General features: G+C 61.6%; 17 protein-coding genes. 7 read left to right on the top strand and 10 right to left on the bottom strand.

The window, feature by feature from the left end; translation table 11 throughout:
* Window positions 1-145 precede the first annotated feature (145 nt).
* Window positions 146-1,066, bottom strand: a complete 921-nt coding sequence (locus AC1Q9F_RS16745) for a LysR family transcriptional regulator (protein ID WP_492620373.1) — start codon at window positions 1,064-1,066, stop codon at window positions 146-148.
* 209 nt (window positions 1,067-1,275) lie between these two features.
* Here AC1Q9F_RS16745 and AC1Q9F_RS16740 point away from each other — a divergent pair, with 209 nt between their 5' ends.
* Entirely contained in the window at window positions 1,276-1,677 is a 402-nt protein-coding gene (locus AC1Q9F_RS16740) for a helix-turn-helix domain-containing protein (RefSeq protein WP_064595111.1), read from the top strand.
* A gap of 7 nt (window positions 1,678-1,684) precedes the next feature.
* On the opposite strand, the gene AC1Q9F_RS16735 is transcribed toward AC1Q9F_RS16740, so the two are convergent.
* Complete coding sequence (locus tag AC1Q9F_RS16735; protein ID WP_492620372.1) at window positions 1,685-2,254, bottom strand: flavodoxin family protein; 570 nt, start codon at window positions 2,252-2,254, stop codon at window positions 1,685-1,687.
* A 333-nt stretch (window positions 2,255-2,587) separates the two neighbouring features.
* Between AC1Q9F_RS16735 and AC1Q9F_RS16730 the strand changes: the two genes are divergently transcribed.
* On the top strand, window positions 2,588-5,374 hold the full coding sequence (locus tag AC1Q9F_RS16730) for an ATP-binding protein (RefSeq protein WP_492620371.1): 2,787 nt from the start codon (window positions 2,588-2,590) through the stop codon (window positions 5,372-5,374).
* Here AC1Q9F_RS16730 and AC1Q9F_RS16725 read toward each other — a convergent pair.
* Both AC1Q9F_RS16725 and AC1Q9F_RS16720 read right to left on the bottom strand, forming a co-directional pair.
* Window positions 5,336-6,808, bottom strand: coding sequence for an ATP-binding protein (locus tag AC1Q9F_RS16725; protein WP_492620370.1), 1,473 nt, complete (start codon window positions 6,806-6,808; stop codon window positions 5,336-5,338). The genes AC1Q9F_RS16730 and AC1Q9F_RS16725 overlap by 39 nt on opposite strands.
* Window positions 6,809-6,898: 90 nt before the next feature.
* Window positions 6,899-7,849: a GlxA family transcriptional regulator gene (locus AC1Q9F_RS16720; protein ID WP_492620369.1), complete on the bottom strand. Its 951-nt coding sequence runs from the start codon at window positions 7,847-7,849 to the stop codon at window positions 6,899-6,901.
* Window positions 7,850-8,060: 211 nt separating this feature from the next.
* Between AC1Q9F_RS16720 and AC1Q9F_RS16715 the strand changes: the two genes are divergently transcribed.
* Complete coding sequence (locus AC1Q9F_RS16715; protein WP_085689135.1) at window positions 8,061-8,783, top strand: pirin family protein; 723 nt, start codon at window positions 8,061-8,063, stop codon at window positions 8,781-8,783.
* A 51-nt stretch (window positions 8,784-8,834) separates the two neighbouring features.
* Here the strand turns inward: AC1Q9F_RS16715 and AC1Q9F_RS16710 are convergent, their stop codons facing one another.
* Together AC1Q9F_RS16710 and AC1Q9F_RS16705 are read right to left on the bottom strand one after the other, a co-directional pair.
* A complete protein-coding gene (locus AC1Q9F_RS16710) occupies window positions 8,835-9,872 on the bottom strand; it encodes a hypothetical protein (protein WP_492620368.1) in 1,038 nt (345 codons plus the stop codon).
* A 249-nt stretch (window positions 9,873-10,121) separates the two neighbouring features.
* The gene (locus AC1Q9F_RS16705; RefSeq protein ID WP_492620367.1) at window positions 10,122-10,997 is read right to left on the bottom strand and encodes a LysR family transcriptional regulator; all 876 of its coding nucleotides are present in this window, start codon (window positions 10,995-10,997) and stop codon (window positions 10,122-10,124) included.
* Window positions 10,998-11,108: 111 nt separating this feature from the next.
* Between AC1Q9F_RS16705 and AC1Q9F_RS16700 the strand changes: the two genes are divergently transcribed.
* The 4 genes from AC1Q9F_RS16700 (at window position 11,109) to AC1Q9F_RS16685 (ending at window position 15,022) form a co-directional block, all read left to right on the top strand.
* Window positions 11,109-12,329, top strand: coding sequence for a YbfB/YjiJ family MFS transporter (locus tag AC1Q9F_RS16700; RefSeq protein WP_492620366.1), 1,221 nt, complete (start codon window positions 11,109-11,111; stop codon window positions 12,327-12,329).
* A 63-nt stretch (window positions 12,330-12,392) separates the two neighbouring features.
* A complete protein-coding gene (locus AC1Q9F_RS16695; protein ID WP_492620365.1) occupies window positions 12,393-13,391 on the top strand; it encodes an NAD(P)H-quinone oxidoreductase in 999 nt (332 codons plus the stop codon).
* A gap of 112 nt (window positions 13,392-13,503) precedes the next feature.
* A complete protein-coding gene (locus AC1Q9F_RS16690; protein ID WP_492620364.1) occupies window positions 13,504-14,448 on the top strand; it encodes an alpha/beta hydrolase in 945 nt (314 codons plus the stop codon).
* Between the two features lie 160 nt (window positions 14,449-14,608).
* Window positions 14,609-15,022, top strand: a complete 414-nt coding sequence (locus AC1Q9F_RS16685) for a VOC family protein (RefSeq protein WP_074687707.1) — start codon at window positions 14,609-14,611, stop codon at window positions 15,020-15,022.
* Window positions 15,023-15,079: 57 nt separating this feature from the next.
* Here the strand turns inward: AC1Q9F_RS16685 and AC1Q9F_RS16680 are convergent, their stop codons facing one another.
* The 4 genes from AC1Q9F_RS16680 to AC1Q9F_RS16665 are packed head-to-tail and all read right to left on the bottom strand — an operon-like array spanning window position 15,080 to window position 18,578.
* Entirely contained in the window at window positions 15,080-15,409 is a 330-nt protein-coding gene (locus AC1Q9F_RS16680) for a hypothetical protein (RefSeq protein ID WP_064378879.1), read from the bottom strand.
* Window positions 15,385-16,515, bottom strand: coding sequence for an RNA 3'-terminal phosphate cyclase (rtcA, locus tag AC1Q9F_RS16675; RefSeq protein ID WP_492620363.1), 1,131 nt, complete (start codon window positions 16,513-16,515; stop codon window positions 15,385-15,387). The genes AC1Q9F_RS16680 and rtcA overlap by 25 nt, the downstream gene beginning before the upstream one ends.
* Window positions 16,516-16,523: 8 nt before the next feature.
* A complete protein-coding gene (locus AC1Q9F_RS16670) occupies window positions 16,524-17,312 on the bottom strand; it encodes a nucleotidyltransferase domain-containing protein (protein WP_492620362.1) in 789 nt (262 codons plus the stop codon).
* A gap of 39 nt (window positions 17,313-17,351) precedes the next feature.
* Complete coding sequence (locus tag AC1Q9F_RS16665) at window positions 17,352-18,578, bottom strand: RtcB family protein (protein WP_041475522.1); 1,227 nt, start codon at window positions 18,576-18,578, stop codon at window positions 17,352-17,354.
* Window positions 18,579-18,609 lie beyond the last annotated feature (31 nt).

Below are 18,609 nucleotides of genomic sequence, written 5' to 3'. Positions count from 1 at the left end.
GTGCAATGATTGATCGGGGGGAAATTGGATGGGTGTGCTCTTTTTGCGAGAACACAAAGAACCCACGAACGACACAAATTATTGTGGGAGCGAGCTTGCTCCCACAGGGTTATAAGACGAGAAACAAATTGTGTTTCAGGTCTTGTTACACCGGAATATCCAGCGTCACCGACATGAACTGACTGATCCGCGACCGCAGCCATTTCTCCGCCGGGTCGTTGTCATGCACCCCGCTCCAGGCCATCGACAGTTGTGCCGCATCAATCGGAAACGGCGGATCTTCAGCTCGCAACGCACAGCCTTCGACCAACGCGCACGCGGCGTAATCCGGCACGGTGGCGATCATCTCGGTGCCGGCCAGCAGCGCGCGCAAACCGCTGAATTGCGGAACACCGAGCACCACCCTGCGACTGCGGCCAACCTTGGCCAGATCCACGTCGATGTTGCCGCTCAGATCCCCCGAGAACGACACCATCGCATGAGGCCGCTCGCAGTATTCGTCGAGAGTCAGCGGACCAGGGCGGTTATCGCCGCGCAGGACCTTGCAGGGAATGTCGCGCAGTTTCTTGCGCTTGGCGTTGGCCGGCAGATCGGTGGTGTAGCTCACGCCGACGGAGATTTCCCCGGAGGCAAGCAACGTCGGCATCAGCAGATAGTTGGCGCGGCGCACCACGACTACGATCCCCGGCGCCTCCTCCTGCAACTGACGCAGCAATGGCGGGAACAGGCCGAACTCGGCGTCATCCGACAGGCCGATGCGGAACACGTCGCAACTGGTCGCCGGATCGAATTCCTTGGCCCGGCTGACCGCGCCGGAAATCACGTCCATCGCCGGTTGCAGTTCCCGAAGAATCGCCAGCGCCCGCGCCGTCGGTTCCATGCCGCGACCGTTGCGCAGCAACAGCGGATCGTCGAACAGATCGCGCAAGCGGCCCAGCGCCGCGCTCACCGCCGGCTGGCCCATGAACAGTTTTTCGGCGACGCGGGTCAGGTTCTTTTCGAACATCAGCGCTTCGAAAATCACCAGCAGGTTCATGTCGACGCGGCGCAGATCGTTTCGGTTCATGGGCGTGTTTTCCTTATTGGCCAGGCGCAAGTGCTGCGCACTTTACTTGATCGACGGTCATTCGAAGCCGGCTTCGGTGGCGGAATTAACAACGTTTAACTCGTCAGCCTTCGCCCCTCGCCAAACAATGAATCCCTCTGCGCAGCGTTGTTTTATTGACCTGAGGGAAAGCGCTGACCGTGCGTTCCCCACCGACACGGACCTTGGCCATGGCTCACTTACAGCAAACCGTCGCCCGCGCCCCTGCCAGCGAACCCCGCAAGACCAGCACCGGCGGCCTCAGCCCGCAACGCGAGCGGCTGGTGAAACAGCTGATCCTCGAACGCCTCGGCGACAGCCTGGAAGTCACCGAACTGGCCAGCGCCTGCTCACTGTCGCGCAGTCATTTTTCCCGGGCGTTCAAGTGCAGCACCGGGTACTCGCCGCAAGACTGGATCCGCACCCAGCGCATCGCCCGGGCCAAGCTGTTGATCCAGCAGACCAACCACAGCCTCACGCAGATCAGCCTGGAATGCGGCTTCTGCGATCAGGCGCACTTCTGCCACATCTTCACCCGCAGCGAAGGGATCAATCCGTTTGCGTGGCGTTGTCAGGTCATGAAAAACCGCTGAGACGGTTTCACTCCCGAGCCATCCGCTGAGCCAGTCGCGCCACCCGCTCGCCCAGGTGTGCGGCGGTTTGTTGGTCTTCCACAGGAGGTGCCTGTTCGGGCGGTTGCTCGACGCAGGATTGGGACATCGCGCCAAGGGAGCTGCCGAGGCGATTCAACTGGCCGTCGAACACACCGTCGCACGCACGCGCCGGCAGCAGATCGAGCCCGACCCAGATCATCGAATGCTGGGCGGCGAACACTGCCATTTGCAGCAACGTATTGAGTTTGTCGCCACACAGGCTGCCGGAATTGGTGAAGCCCGCCGCGAGCTTGTCGCGCCACGGCCGGGCGAGGTAGAACGAGGCCGTGGCCTCCATGAATTGCTTGAACGCCGCCGAGGCGCTGCCCATGTAGGTCGGCGCGCCGAAGATAATGGCGTCGGCGCGGTGCAGGTCATCCCAGTGGGCTTCCACGTCTTCCACCGCCAGCAACAGGCAGGTGCTGCCCAAGTGGCGTTCCACACCTTGGGCCACTGCCTGCGCAATGACGCGGGTGTGCCCGTAGCCACTGTGATAGACCACCACTACCTTGCTCATCGCAGCGTCCTCCGGACGTATGCATTCCATTGCCCCGCAGTTTTGGCTCTGACGCGGGCGCGGACGAGTTAATCGTTGTTAATTTTTCCCGGCTGTCGGGTGAGCCGGCACAGGTTCCGGCCTTTAAATACAGTGGTGAGGGCACTGGATGCCGAGCGATGCCGGGGCGCGTGCATTGCACGCACGTTGCACTGACGACAAATCCTGAGGAATATGCCCGGATACTGCGGATTAGACGGCTTGCGTGACCCTCGAGTCGCTCCCCGCCCTGCCCGTCACGGATTCTTCACCGAGGCGGACCAGGATCATAAAAAACGTCGAAGGAGTGAGCGGTTGAGTCTTTCCCCGAATCAGGCCATCGGTTTCGGCCCCTATCGGATCCACCCCGGCCAGCGGCTGGTGCTTGAAGGCGACCAGCCTTTGCGCCTGGGCCGCCGCGCCATGGACATTCTGCTGATCCTGCTGGCCCACGCCGGCGAGGTGGTGAGCAAGCAGCAACTGATCGCCGGGGTCTGGCCGGACAGCGTGGTGGAAGACATCAACCTGCGGGTGCACATGGCGGCGCTGCGCAAGGCCCTCGGCGACGGTCAGGCCGGGCAGCGTTACATCGTCACGGTGGCGCAGCGCGGTTACAGTTTCGTCGCGCCGGTGCTGCTGCAATCCATCGAACAACGCCCCGCCGCCGCCAACCTCGGCCGGCATAACCTGCCATTGCGCCGTACGCGGATGATCGGACGCCAGTCGGTGGTCGACAGCCTGATGACCCAACTGCCACGCCAGCGCTGCATCACCCTGGTCGGCCCCGGCGGCATCGGCAAGACCACCGTGGCCCTGCGCGTCGCCGAACAGCTGATCGGCCGTTATCGCGACGGGATTCGTCTGCTGGATCTGGCACCGCTCAACGATCCCGGCTCGATCTGCTCGCACCTAGCCGCCCTGCTCGACCTTTCGCTGCACGACAGTGAACCGATGGCCTGCCTGATCAACAGCCTGCGCGAGCGCCAGATGCTGCTGGTGATCGATAACTGCGAGCACTTGATCGACGCCGTAGCACTGCTCAGCGAAAGCATTCTGCGTGGCGCGCCGCAGGTGCACATTCTGGCCACCAGCCGCGAAAGCCTGCGCGCCGAGGGCGAGTATGTGCAGCGTCTGGAGTCTCTCGACTGTCCACCGCCGATTGCGGTGCTCGACCGCGATCAGGCGATGGGATTCTCTGCGCTGCAACTGTTCGTCGAACGGGCGATGGCGGCGCACGAACACTTCGAGCCGGGCAACGCTGATCTGCCGCTGATCATCGACATCTGTCGACGGCTGGACGGCATACCGCTGGCACTGGAACTGGCCGCCGCGCAGGTGGCAGGCCTTGGGCTGGACGGTTTGCTGAGTCAGCTTCAGGGGCGTTTGCCGGCGGGCAATCAGACTCGCCTCGGCCGGCATGAAACCCTGCGCGCTACGCTGGACTGGAGCTTCAATCTGCTCAATAGCTGCGAACAGACCGGCCTGCGCCGACTGGGTGTGTTTCGTGGCGCATTCACGCTGGAATCGGCGGCGGCGGTTATCGTCGGTCAGCACATCGAGTCGAACGAAGTGTTTGCCTCGATCACGCAACTGGTCGCCAAGTCGCTGCTCAACGTCGAGGTTGGCGATGAAGAGGTGTTCTATCGCCTGCTCGACACGACTCGCCGCTATGCATTGGAAAAACTCGACCAGGCCGCGGAGCTCGGCGAAACCCGCGAACGACATGCCGAACGCAGCCTGGCGCTGATGCATCAGGCCCAGGCCGATTGGGAAAACACGGCGACTGAAGTCTGGATCGAGCGCTACGCCCGTGGCCTCGAAGACCTGCGGGCGGCGCTTGAGTGGACGCTGAACGATGACGGCTCGCGCGCGCTCGGCGTTCGACTGACGGCGACGTCGGCGCCGTTGTGGCAGGAGTTGTCCCTGCTCAAGGAGTACGGCGTGCATGTGCGTCGGGCACTCGCATTGCTGGCGTCATCCGACGCGCCCTGCCCGCGACTGGAAATCGCCTTGAAACTGGCCCTCGGCAGCGCCTGCTATCACACCTGGGGCGGCACCCCGGAAACCATCGAAGCCTTCGTCAGCGCCCGGCTGCTGGCGCAACGGCACGACGACATGGCCGGACAATTGCGCGCGGTGTCGGGGCACATGGCGGTCAACCTCAGTTGCGGGCATTACCAGATGGCGCTGGAGCAGAGCGAGCAATTCGAAAGCCTCGGTGTGCACGGCGATGCGCAGTTGTCCCTGAGTACCCATCGCTTGCGGGTGCTCGCGCTGCATTACGCCGGCGATCAGCATCAGGCGCGAATCCACGCCGAACAGGTCATTCAGCGCATGGCCCACAGCGGCCACCTCAACCGTTTCACCCACGGTTTCGGCGTGCAATACGATCAGAGCGTCGCCTCGCTGACCGTTCTCGCCCGAGTGTTGTGGTTGCAAGGTTTTCCCGAGCAGGCCTGGCGTACGGCGCGGCAGGCGCTGGACATCGCGGTGCAGATCAACCACGGCACCTCGATCTGCTACACCCTGGCACTCGCCTCGTGCCTGATCGCCCATTACAACGGCGACGTACAAAATGCCCGCGCGCTGCTGCAACTGTTGCTCGAACAGGCGCAGAAGCATTCTGTGCTGCTGTTCTACACGTGGGCGCGGCATTACGCGCAGGTGATCGACGCCGACAAGGCCCCCGCCATCCCGCCCGCCGACAGTGGTCTGGTCAGGGAAATAATGGTCACGCTGGATCCGGGTTTCGTTGATGATGCTTTGCTCGAACGCGCGCAAAGTGGCGCGGCCGGCTGGAGCACGGCGGAGATTTTGCGGGCCCGGGCCGAGCGGTTGCTGGCCGCGGAGTCGCCCTGCCATCACACGGTTGAAATCGCCTTGCAGCAATCGCTCGAGATTGCGCGGAAACAAGGTGCGCTGGCCTGGGAAATGCGCAGCGCGACGTCGCTGGCTCAGTTATGGCAGCGCCAGTCGCGTTATTGCGAGGCACTCGAATTGCTGACACCGATCTACCAGCGCTTCACCGAAGGCTATGCCACCCCGGACTTGCGCAAGGTGCGTTCACTGCTCGACGAACTGCGCGGTCAGTCGGCCGCTTGAGGCTGGCCGCGAGCGACCCAGGTAGCGCGCGTGCCGACGCTCGACATCATTCAGTTCACCGCCCTGCTCTAGTTGTTCGCGGGCATAGCGGCGTGTGGTGTTGAGCATTCGATAGCGCAGCGTTCCGCTGGATCGGTCTGTTGTCAGCAACGACTTGGCCGCCAGCTGTTCGACCACTGCCACCAGTGTCGAGGGTGGTAATTGCGCGCAACTGATCACGCCGATGGCGGCGTCGAGGGTGAATGCCATCTTGAACACCGACAAGCGTTGCAGCACGCGTTGTTCCTGCTCGCTCAAGCGCTGATAGCTCCAGTCCAGCGCAGCCTTCATCGACTGATGGCGTGTCACGGCGGTGCGGCGACCGTGACTCAGAACTTGCAGGCCTTGATCCAGTTGCGTCTGAAGGCCGACCAGCGCCAGCGCATCGATCTGCGCTGCTGCCAGTTCGATCGCCAGTGGAAGGCCGTCGAGCCGCCGACAGATATCGCGCACTGTTTCCAGATCCTGCTCACGCAGACTGAAGCCGTGTTGACGCGCACGGGCGCGACTGACAAACAGCTGCACCGCCGAATAGCCCATGACCTCGGCGACACTATTGAGGGCCGAGGCTTTGGGAAGGGTCAGAGGCGGCAACGGCTGGAGGACTTCCAGACTTAGACGCAACGGTTCGCGGCTGGTGGCAAGGATCGATAGACGGGGTGCGGCGTCGAGCAGTGTTTGCAGCAGACTGCGGCAGGCTTCGTGTAAGTGCTCGCAATTGTCCAGCACCAGCAAGGCGTGGCGCGCTGCTAGGGTGGGGAGATCGATATCGAGGGTTTTCAGCAGGTGATCGAGAAGCAGAGTGTCTTCGTCGATCAGCGACAGATCCACCTGCCACACGCCGTCGCGAAAATGTTGCAGCAGCAATTCCGCTGCGCGTAATGCCACGGTACTTTTGCCAACGCCGGCAGGTCCCGTCACTGTCAGGAGCCGGGATAACGGGAGTTGCCGCACCAGACAGCCGACCAGTGAATCGCGCCCGGTGACCGGTGTCAGCCGTGCGGGCAAATTGTGCTGGGGTGCTTGCAGGCTTTCGAACACCACCTGCGCGACGCTGTCGCCCTGCACCGGTGCCACGAAGCTGTACCCGCATTGCGGCACATTGACGATATAGCGCTGACCGTTCTCCCCGTCGCCGAGGGCCCGGCGCAATGCGGCGATGTGCACCCGCAGGTTGATCTCCTCGACCACCGAGGTCGGCCACACCAGCGCAATCAGTTGTTCTTTGCTGACCACCCGCCCGGCGCGCTCGACCAGCACTTGCAGAATGTCCAGCGCACGACCGCCCATGCGCAATTGCCGATCCCCTTCGAGGATCAGCCGCTGACGCAAATGGAACGCGTACGGCCCGAAACGCAGGACCGACGCCGAGTTCAATTCGTTGAGGCTGTTCATGTCCGTTATCTTCGCAGGCCTCGATGACGGTACAACCACCACGCGGGGTCCAGCACGGACATCCGGATGCCCGTAACGGACAGAACCGCTCTAGCTGAACTGTTCGCGATATTGCGTCGGGGTCAGCCCGAGCTTTTCGCCGAACAGAAAACGCATGTGCCGCACGCTGCCGAAACCGCTTTTGTAGGCCACGGTTTTCAATGGCAGATCGCTGGTCTCCAGCAGATTTCGCGCGCAATCGATGCGCGCACTTTGCAGGAATTCCATGGGCGTCATGTTGACCTCGCGAGCGAACACCCGGGCGAAGTGCCGTGCACTCATGTTCGCAAGCCCCGCCATGCGCTCGACGGTGAAAGCTTCCTCCAGATGTTCCAGCACGTGGTTCTGCACACGGGTGATCGGGGTTTCCTGAGGCGCCACTGCCGCCATCAACGGGCTGAACTGCGCTTGCCCGCCCTGACGTTTCATCACCACCAGCAGCACCTTGGCCACGTCCTGGGCAATCTTTTTGCCATGATCGCGGGCGACCACCGCCAACGCCATATCGATGCCGGCCGTGACGCCTCCGGAGGTGATCAGGTTGCGATCCTCGACAAAAATCTGGTCGGTGGCGACATTTGCTTTCGGAAACCCCTTGATCAGGCGTTCGGTGTAATTCCAGTGGGTGGTCACACGATAGCCGTCGAGCAACCCGGCATGACCCAGCACAAAGGCGCCGGTACAAATCGAGCCATATTGCCCGACGCGCGTGACCGCACCTTGCAGCCAGTCGAGCAACGGCGGGTGTTTTTCGTTGTAGGCGCCAGGGCCGCCTGGCACCAGCAACAAGTCGTAGCGCTCATCGGCTTCGTCGATATGCCGATCGGTGTGCACGAGGACGCCATTGGACGCACGCAACGCCCCGTGCTCGGTACCCAGGGTGGTCAGGTGATAGTGCGCTTCCGGTTTCAGGTAGCGGTTGGCGACCGAAAAGACCTCCAGCGGCCCGGCCATGTCGAGCAGCAGAAATTCCGGAAACAGCACCATTGCCACGGTCTTCATGGGGGTATCACCAAAATCTATGTGGAATCATAAGTCTGCGCATTATGGCCAGATACGGTGGAACCGTTGGAAAAGAATGCGTGATCCAGTGCTCACAACTGTCAACTCAAACCGGACAGTATTTCAATTTTCATCTACTTATTGCATCGCAGGGTAACCAGTAACCTTCTCCTCACTCGGGCGAATCAACGTCCTGAAAGGAGATTTCATCATGCTGACCCTTCGTAAAGCTTCCGACCGTGGTCTGGCCAATCATGGCTGGTTGAAGTCGTTCCACACCTTTTCTTTCGCCAGCTACCGTGACCCGCGTGAACAGGGTTTCTCCGACCTGCTGGTGATCAACGATGACCGCGTTGCCGCCGGCAAGGGCTTCGGCCAGCACCCGCACCGCGACATGGAGATTTTCTCCTATGTGCTCGAAGGCGCCTTGGAACACAAGGACACCCTCGGCACCGGTTCGGTGATCCGCCCCGGCGATGTGCAACTGATGAGCGCTGGCAGCGGCGTGGCCCACAGTGAGTTCAACCATTCGGCGACCAAGCCTGTGCACTTCCTGCAGATCTGGATCGTGCCGGACGTCAGCGGCGCGAAACCGCGTTACCAGCAAGAGCACTTCAGCGAACAGAAAAAACGCGGTCGCCTGCAACTGATCATTTCGCCCGAAGGCAGCCACGGCTCGCTGAAAGTGCGCCAGGATGCACGAGTGTATGCCGGACTGTTCGATGGCGAGGAAAGCGCCACACTCAAGCTGCCTGCCAACCGCTATGCCTATGTGCACGTTGCTCGCGGCAGCGTTGAACTGAACGGCGTGCAATTGAAGGAAGGCGACGGCGTACGGGTTCGTGAAGAACAGGCACTGACCCTGAGCAATGGCCAGGATGCCGAAGTTCTGGTGTTTGATCTGCGCCCGCAGGAACTGCCGGAAATGCCATAAGCCCGTGGTTTTCATCGCTCGAAAAAAACGGCCTTCGTTGAAGGCCGTTTTTCATTCTGCTGGCAAGGTCATCAGCACTGCCGGCGCAGGGTTTCCAGCCTCTTTCACCGATTGAATCATGGCCAGGGTGGTCTGCATCGTGACAAGCACGTTTGCCTGATTGGCGTAGTAAGAACCCGCGAGTATGGCAACCATTCCGAGAAAATGTACGGCCGTTGCCGCCCAGTAATTCGCCTTGATCGTCGAGACCTGCCTGACGGCTTCGTCAATTCGCTCCAGAGACCTGTCAATGCGAGCCGAGACGATCGCGTAACGCTGGTCGCGCTCCAGGTGAGCCTTTTCTTGTTCCAGTCTGACCTTTTCGTAGGCTTTCTCCCGCTCGACCCGGGCGGTTTCCCGCTCTTGTCGGGACGTCTCCAAGACCTTTTCATGCCCCAGCCGAGCCTTCAAGCGCTCCTGCCGCAGGTTTTCGAGATTCTTCTCATGCGCCAGCTGAATTTTTTCCAGAGCCAGCTCCCGCTCCTGGTGCACCTTCTTCTGAGCCACCTCTCGCTCAACGCGAACCTTCTCCTGGGCCTCCTCTCGTTCAACGCGCACCTTCTCCTGCGCCGCCTCCCGCTCAGCGTGCACCTTCTCATGCGCCTCCTCCCGCTCAAGGCGCGACTTTTCCTGAGACTTCTCCCACGCCTGTCGTGCAGCCTCCTGCTCTCGCTTCTGCTCCAGCCGCGCCACCGCATGAGCCTTCTCCCACGCCTGCCGCGCCGTCTCCTGCTCTCGCTTCTGCTCCAGCCGCGCCACCGCTTGAGCCTTCTCCCACGCCTGCCGCGCCGTTTCCTGCTCTCGCTTCTGCTCCAGCCGCGCCGCCTCCTGAGATCGCTCCCACTCGAACCGTGCCTCCTCCATGGAGCGTTTCTGCTCCAGCCGGGCCTGCTCCTGACTTTTTTCAAGCTCCAGCCGTGCCTGATCCCGCTCGGCCTGCTGGGTCAGAAAGCCATCGATCTTGGCGGACATGGATTCGATCCGTGCATCGATTCTTGTCTCGATGACCTCGATCCTGGCGCTGAATTCGTCTCGCGTTATGTAGTTCATAGACTCAGTTCTATCCGTTTGCCCGGCCATGTCGCTTGCTTGAAATTGGCTGACTTCCCTTGCAATCAATTCCGCACCTCTGACGTTTATCAATACTTCCCTGGATTGATCACCTCGGAGCATTTCACCTGTTCACTCCGGGTGTGAGAAACGATAGGGCCCGGCCAAAAAACGCACAAGCCAGCGGATTCTGGCGCTGTTGTAGGCAAGATCGTCAGCTGATGTAGCCGTCCTACAAGGCATCAAGGACTACTCATTCTCCAGCGCAAACGCCTCGACAATCTGCTCGATCACCGCCCTGACCCGCGCGGTATGGCGCAGATCCGCATGGGTCACCAGCCACACTTCATAAGGCAACGGCCGCGTACGCTCCGGCCACAGCCTGACCAGACCATCGCGCTCGCCCATGTAGACCGGGATTTCTCCTACACCCAGACCGGCGGCAATCGAGCGGCGCACCAGCAGGCTGGAGCTCAGACCGGCGACGATCCGCCCGCGAGTCACGGGTTCGGTCACCAGGGTCAGGTCTTTGTTGCCTTGCAGATACGGTTGGTACACCACCAGATCATGGCCCTCGAACGCACTGCCCGGCACCGGCACACCATGGCGGTCGACATAGGCCTGCGAGGCAAACAGCCCCACGGGCCAACGCGCGATGCGCCGGGCGATCAGGTCCGGGTTGTCCGGGCGGGTATTGCGTACGGCAATGTCAGCTTCGCGTTTGGCCAGACAGAGGATCTGCGTAGAGGCATCCAGGTGCACGCGCACGTCCGGATGCTGTTCGTGCAACTGCGCGATGGCCGGGATCAGGAAATCGATGGCCAGCGAATCGGTGGTACTGACCCGCACACTACCGGTCAGGCGGTCGTCCAGGCCTTGGATACGCCGCTCCAGCTCCAGCGCCGAATGCTCCATTTTTTCCACCGACTTGAGCGCCGCTTCACCGACTGCCGTCAGTGCATAGCCTTCGGAGGTGCGCAGAAACAAGGTCGCGCCCAGCGACTTTTCCAGTGCCGTGATGCGTCGCCCGACCGTCGCCTGATCCACGCCCAGTACACGCGCGGCGCCACGCAATGTCGACTCGCGGCAAACCGCAAGAAACACCCGTGCGTCATCCCAGTTCATACCGTTCTCCATTGATGCATAAACGCATCACAATCACGCAAACTCGCTGCATTAACGCAGCAACGATAGCCGATATGCTGGGCGCCATAAACCTTTCACAGGATTGCCGTCATGCGCACTTCAACTGCTTCGCCCGAGCGTCCGGACACGAGTGTCTGGCTGGCGATCTTCGCCGGACTCTGCGCCAGCCTGGTCAGCATCGGTCTGGCACGTTTCGCCTACACGCCGCTGATCCCCTCGCTGATTCAGGCGCAATGGTTTTCCGCCCATGATGTGGTCTATCTCGGCGCGGCCAACCTGGTCGGTTACCTGATCGGTGCCCTCCTTGGCCGGCCGTTGGCACGCCGGCTTACCCAGAGAAACGCTCTGCGCCTGATGATGCTGGCGGTGACCGTAGCGTTTTTTGCCTGTGCGTACCCGGTGTCGGTGAGCTGGTATTTCGGCTGGCGCCTGCTGTCGGGAATCGCGGGCGGCGCGATCATGGTGCTGGTGGCCGCGACCGTATTGCCCCATGTACCGGCCGCGCGCAAGGGTTTGGCCAGCGGGGCGATTTTCCTCGGCATAGGTCTGGGCATCGCCGGTTCGGGCACGATTGTTCCGCTGCTGTTAAGTCTGGGTTTGCAGGCGACCTGGCTGGGATTGGGCGTTTTGTCGCTGGCACTGACGGCATTGAGCTGGTTCGGCTGGCCCTCGGAATTGCCCCATGCAACCACCGCAACGGCTCAGGTGGAACCGGTCGAGCCGACACCGCCTGCTGTTTATCTGCTGTTTGCCCAGTACGCGTTCATGGCTGCCGGGCTGGTGCCGGCCATGGTCTTTCTGGTGGATTACGTCGCCCGTGGCCTGGGCGCCGGGGCGCACGTCGGCGCGCTGGTCTGGATCATGTACGGTCTGGGCGCCATCGTCGGCCCGGTGAGTTATGGCTTCCTCGCCGATCATCTCGGCGCGCGGACCGGCATTCGTCTGGTGCTGGTGGTGCAGGCGATCACCCTTGGCATGCTGGGCATTTCGCATTCGTTCCTGGCGCTGGCACTGCTGGCAGTGATCCTCGGCTCATTTCCGCCGGGCATTGTCCCGCTGGCGTTGGCAAGGGTGCATGAGCTGGTGCCGGATCATCATCGCCAGCAGGTGGCGTGGAGCCGCGCCACGGTGTCGTTCGCCACGTTTCAGGCGCTGGCCGGCTTCGCCTATTCGGCGCTGTTCAACGCCACGGGCGGACAGCATGTGCTGCTCTTTGTGATTGCCGGCGGTGCCATCGTGATCGCGCTGATACTTGAGCACGCCATGAAACTGCTGCCGTCCTCCGTCGAACAACGCTGCTGCGCCCAATGACGGGAATCATTAGGCCCTGACGGTGCTCCCATCTACTGATCACTTTTTCAAGAGGAATCGAAAATGACGTTGCCCACTGAAATGACCCGAATCGAAATCACCGAACCGGGCGGGCCCGAAGTTCTGCAATCCCGACGCGTTCCGCTGCCGGTCGCCGCAGAGGGCGAAATATTGATCCGCGTGCACGCCGCCGGCATTAATCGCCCCGACGCCCTGCAACGCGCCGGCAAATACCCGATGAAGCCCGGCATGAACCCGATTCCGGGCCTTGAAGTGGCCGGCGAAGTTATGGCGATTGGCAGCGGCGTCAGCACATTCGCGGTCGGTGACCGGGTCTGCGCGCTGACCAACGGCGGAGGTTACGCCGAATACTGCACGGTTCCGGCCGGCCAGGCCCTGCCGATTCCCGATGGGCTGGACTGGATTCAGGCAGCTGCAATTCCGGAAACATTTTTCACGGTGTGGGCCAACCTGTTCGGCCTCGGCAGCGCCAGCCGTGGCCAGCGCGCCTTGATCCACGGCGGCACCAGCGGCATCGGCACCACGGCGTTGATGCTATGCCGCGAGTTTGGCATCGAAGCCTTCGCCACCGCCGGCAGCGCCGACAAATGCGCAGCGATCCACAATCTGGGTGGTGAAGCGATCAACTACCGGGAACAGGATTTCGCGGCTGTCATCGCCGAGAAGACCGCCGGCCAGGGCGTCAATGTGATCCTCGACATAATGGGCGGCTCCTACCTCAACGGGAACATCAGCGCCTTGGGGATGGATGGGCGGCTGGTGATGCTCGGGTTCCTCGGTGGCGCGCGGGCCAATGACATCGATCTGCTGGCGATCCTCGGCAAACGTGCGGTGGTCACCGGTTCCCTGCTTCGCGCCCGCACCTCGTCGGAAAAAGCCGCCATCGCCGACCAATTGCGCGAACACGTCTGGCCGGTGCTGGCCGCCGGGCGCTGCCTGCCGATCATCGACAAGGTCTATCCGCTCACCGGCGCAGCCATGGCCCATGCGCACATGGAAGCGGGCGACCACATCGGCAAGATCGTGCTGAAGATCGACTGAGTCGTTGCAGCATTTTGTAATCGTTGCAGGCGTGCGGTGGTCGAAAATGTCACGCGCGGGTCAAGGCATCTGGTAAAAAGCGTTCTTTGTCCGCGCCGTGGTGAAACGTTTAATGTTCCTTGCCTTCATGACCCGACTTCGACGCCGCCGTCTGGCGTTCGCCTGCATGGCCGCCCTGATCATTGGCGTGCCGGCAAGTTGTGCCGTGCTGGAACACACCGAACGCAAGCTGTTGTTTCGCATCGAACCGGGCACCGCCGGCTGGTATCACGGATTGCCCGGCAGCGTGCAGGAACTCGACCTGCAACCGAAAAGCTTCAAGGCCGGGCAAAACATTCACGCCTGGTGGTGGCCGGCGGAGTGCGCCGATGCTCCGGCCATCCTTTATCTGCATGGCGTGCGCTGGAACCTCACCGGTCAACTGTTCCGCATCGAGCAACTGCGCGCAGCAGGTTATTCGGTACTGGCCATCGACTATCGCGGCTTCGGCCAGAGCCATGGCGACCTGCCGTCGGAAAGCACGGTGTACGAAGATGCGCGGGTGGCCTGGGAACGCTTCCAGCTGTTGCAACCGGACCCGAACAAACGCCTGATCTACGGGCATTCGCTGGGGGGCGCTGTCGCCATCGATCTGGCTGCCGAACTTGGCCGCGATGCTGCCAGAAATCACACCCCACTGCCGGTGCGCGGACTGGTTATCGAATCCACGTTCACGTCACTGGCGGATGTGGCGGCTGCCGTGGCCAACACCTCTCTTCCGGTGCGTTGGTTGCTGTCGCAGAAATTCGATTCCATCGACAAGATCGCCGAGATCCACATGCCCTTGCTGGTGGTGCACGGCCTGGCCGACGCATTCGTGCCGTCACGCTTCAGCGAACAACTGTTCGCCGCCGCACGACAACCGAAACGCCTGCTGCTGGTGCCCGGCGCAACACACAACAACAGCATGGCGCTGGGCGGACAGAACTATCGCAAGGCGATCGATGCGCTGATGCAAACCCGGCCTGCCGCCCGAGTGGCCGGCGCTGCAGTGCAGAAGAACCCGCGCGATTCCTGACACCCCCTCCCCGCAGACCATCGGTCACCCCGAATGGAAATTCTTGCAGCATCGACTGGCAATCCGGCGTTCTAACGCTTTGCTGGATGGAGTCAATCCGTGACGCTGCTTCGGCACACCCGGCCGCGCGGCGTTCCACTGCCTATTCGGGAGCACCACCATGAAAATCAACCCGTACCTGATCTTCAACGGCGATTGCCGCGCAGCCTTCACGTTTTACGAGCAATGCCTGCAAGGCAAGCTCGAAGCGATGATGACCTTCGGCGAAACCCCAGCCGCCGAACATGTCCCCAAAGAGCATCACAACCTGATCATCCATACGTGCCTGAAAGTCGGCGATCAGATGCTCATGGCGTCGGACACCACCCCCGATCGCCCGACCCAAGGCATGAGCGGTTGCTCGATTTCCCTGAATGTCGACAGCATTGCCGAGGCCGAGCGGGTGTTTAACGCCCTGGCTAGGGACGGTCGTGTCGACATGCCGCTGGAAGCCACCTTCTGGGCCGCACGCTTCGGCATGCTGGTGGATCGTTTTGGCGTGTCGTGGATGGTCAATTGCGAAAGTGACAAATGACGCTGCCACTGCTCCGGAAATGAAAAAGCCCGACCTCTTCAAGTCGGGCTTTTTCATTCAACGTTGGGCCAACTCGTGCCGGACGCACTGTTCGTAGTAGGTCTGCTTGACGGCCGCCGGCTTGAGCCGCGACGCGCTGTCGTAGGTCTGCTCGGTGATGCCCATGGCGGTCATGCGCATCCACGGTTGCTGGAACTTGCGGGCCTGCAAGCGCTTGCGCGCGCCATACAGCGAAATACCTGACAGCTTCGACTGTTGCGCACCGGCGGCGATGTCCGAACCCCAGGTACACGCAAATCGATGGCTCTTGCTCAGTTCCCTGGCCTGGGCCTCCACTGCGAACAGAGCGAGGGAAAGCGTTGCTACGGTGATGACAATCGTCCGCATATAGCCCACCTAACCTTTTGAAAAAAGGCGAGTTTGCCGGGACTTGAAACATTCGGGGGCCAGCAATTTGCCGCCTGTTGCGCCCGGGCGCGAACTTCAACCCTCAACCGGTCTGCACCCTCTTCTTGGCACTGGATCGTGATCGGGACAAAACGCTCGATGACCAAAATGTTGCTGTGCAAATGCTCGGTCATCCTGGGCGTGGTAAACGATCCGCCTCCTGCCAGCACCATCGGCAACAGCAGTTGATCGGCCAGATGCTCTGCAACCGCTGCACCGCTGTGCAACCAATCGGCCGCCTGATTGATCGCGGCGTCCGCCACCTTCTCCGAACGCAGTGAGGCCTGACCGAAAGCGCTGAAAACCTCCGTGACGTGTTCAAACGCATACTCCAGCAGCAACACGTTGCCCGGGCCACAGGCCGGATCAAGGATGACGGCGTTCAATTCTGCTGACGCCATGTCCAATCGCCGCGCCACCCGGTCGAGCTCGCGCACACCGACGCCCGGCGCCAGCCCGGCGGTCAGCGCAAACGCCTGTCGCGAACGCGGCAAGCCGCGCTCACACAGGTGCAGTGCTGACAGTTTCGATGGTTGCACGCTGACGTCGATTTCACCGCCACCCGCCGGTACGAACCCGTGGCGCAGCAACGTAAGTTCAACCTCCGCGCCCATGCGTCGCAGCAGCGGCAACCAGCTGCGGTTGAGAAAATCGGTCGGTGGCGCCAGCGGATTATGCGTGCCGCCGCTGATCCGCACCCGACTGGCTTGTGGCGCCAGCAACAACGCGGGCAGCAAGGTCTGCAACACCAGTGTGCAACTGCCGGCGGTTCCAATGGCAAAGCTGTATTCGCCACCACGAATCGGCCCCGGCTCGAAGCTCAATGTCTGTGAGCCCAGTTCAGCCCCCTGGATCTTTGCACCGCAGACCTGCGCTGCCGCCATCACGGCAGTCAGGTGCTGGCGCAGCAGGCCCGGACGACTGCGCTTGGCCCGAATCCGCTCAATGCGAAACGCCTGGCCCGTCACCATCGACAGGCTCAGCGCACTGCGCAACACCTGGCCACCGCCGATAGCGCCGTCCAGTTCAATAACGTCCTGTTTCATTTTTTTCCTTATGCGTACAAACCAACGGTTTCCCGCAGGTATCGATCGAGCTGCCGCGAGTCCTCGCGAGTTCTGGGCAATGTCGGCACGGCACGCTCAAGTTCCGCTTCGATGAAGGCATGCAGCGCCGGACGACGAGGACCGTAAGCGCTCTCGTCGGCATTGCGCTTGAGCGCGAGCAGTTCGTCGACCTCCTCGAGCAATGCCCGGTCATCGACGGTGCTCAGCAGATCGCTGAACGTCATCGGCGGCCGACCGCGCCCCTGGTCGATCCAGCGCACCGCCAGCAGCGGCCGCAGTACGTAGAAATACTTCTTGAACCGCACGCTGTCGCCTTGCAGATAACCACGGAAGTTCTTCTTCGCCATCGACAGATAATGATTGCGCGCGGCCGGCGGACTGTAGAACGCCTCGGCCAGTGCCCGCAGTTGAGAAACCGCGGCGGCCTCGCTGCGATAAACCAGCGGTGAGTCGAGCCATTCGAGCAAGGTCGGGTTGGATTTGCGCAACAACCCGAGGGTCTTGCGCAGCTCCCAGCCACTGACATCCAGCTCATCATCCAGCGGCCGCTCGATCACATCACTTGGCGCATCGACCTGGACGAACCATTCCGGTTTCTCCACATAAACGAAGCGCACATCGTAATCACTGTCCGGCGAGGCAAAACCCCAGGCCCGGCTGCCCGATTCGCAGGCATACAGCACCGTGACATTGCGTTCGCGCTCTATGCGCGCCAGTTCTTCCAGCACCCGGGCGCGCATGGTGTTGCACAGAGGGTGACGCTCTTCGAATTTCATGTCCTTCAATCCTTGTTCCGGCGTGCCTTGCGACACGCGCTACCCTTTGACGCACACCACCTGACGCAGGGTGTGCAGCACTTCAACCAGCTCACGCTGGGCGTGCATGACTTTGTCGATGTCCTTGTAGGCCATCGGAATTTCATCGATCACCGCAGCGTCCTTGCGGCATTCAACATGCGCGGTGGCACGGATCTGGTCTTCGACGGTGAAGGTGTTTTTGGCCTTGGTACGGCTCATGGTCCGACCGGCACCATGGCTGCAGGAGCAAAACGATTCTTCGTTGCCCAGACCGCGCACGATAAAACTCTTGGCGCCCATCGAACCGGGGATGATCCCCAACTCGCCCTTCTTCGCTGACACCGCGCCTTTGCGGGTGACCAGAATGTCCTCGCCGAAATGCCGCTCTTTCTGCACGTAGTTGTGGTGGCAGTTCACCGCTTCCAGCGCGACCTCGAACGGCTTGCGGATGATCTGCCGTGTGGCCTGAATCACCGCTTGCATCATCAGCGCACGGTTCTGCTTGGCGAAATCCTGAGCCCAACCCACGGCTTCCACGTAATCGTCAAAATGCCGGCTGCCTTCTTCGAAGTACGCCAGATCACGGTCCGGCAAATTGGCAATGTGCTGACGCATATCCGCCTGGGCCATCTGGATGAACAGGTTGCCGATGGCGTTGCCGACACCGCGCGAGCCGCTGTGCAACATGAACCAGACCCGGTTGGCCTCATCCAGGCACACTTCGATGAAGTGGTTACCGCTGCCCAGTGTTCCGAGATGCCCGCGGTTGTTGGTGTTGGCCAGTTTCGGGTACTTGTCGGTGATCGCCTTGAACCGTGGATTCAGCGCCGCCCAGGCCTGATCGGCCTGTTGCGGGATTTCGTCCCAGGCGCCTTTGTCACGGCGCGACCGGGTTGAACTGCGGCCATGGGGCACCGCTTGTTCGATGGCACTGCGCAAGCCATGCAGGTTGTCCGGCAGATCGGCCGCAGTCAGCGAGGTTCGCGCGGCAATCATGCCGCAACCGATGTCCACCCCGACCGCTGCCGGGATGATCGCGCCGACCGTGGGAATCACGCTGCCGATGGTCGAGCCCTTGCCCAGATGGACGTCCGGCATGACCGCCAGATGCTTGAAGATGAAGGGCATCTTCGCCGTGTTCATCAATTGCTCGCGCGCTTCGTTTTCCACCGGGACGCCTTCGGTCCAGAGCTTGATCGGTTTGCCGTTGGCGACTTCCAGCAGTTGGTAAGTGTGTTCTTTCATCATCTCGATTCTTCAGGTAGTTCCACCGGCA

Source organism: Pseudomonas sp. GW823-FHT04A03, from assembly GCF_058796615.1.
Note: the sequence above shows the minus strand (reverse complement) of the source record. Positions and strands in the feature narration are given on the sequence as shown.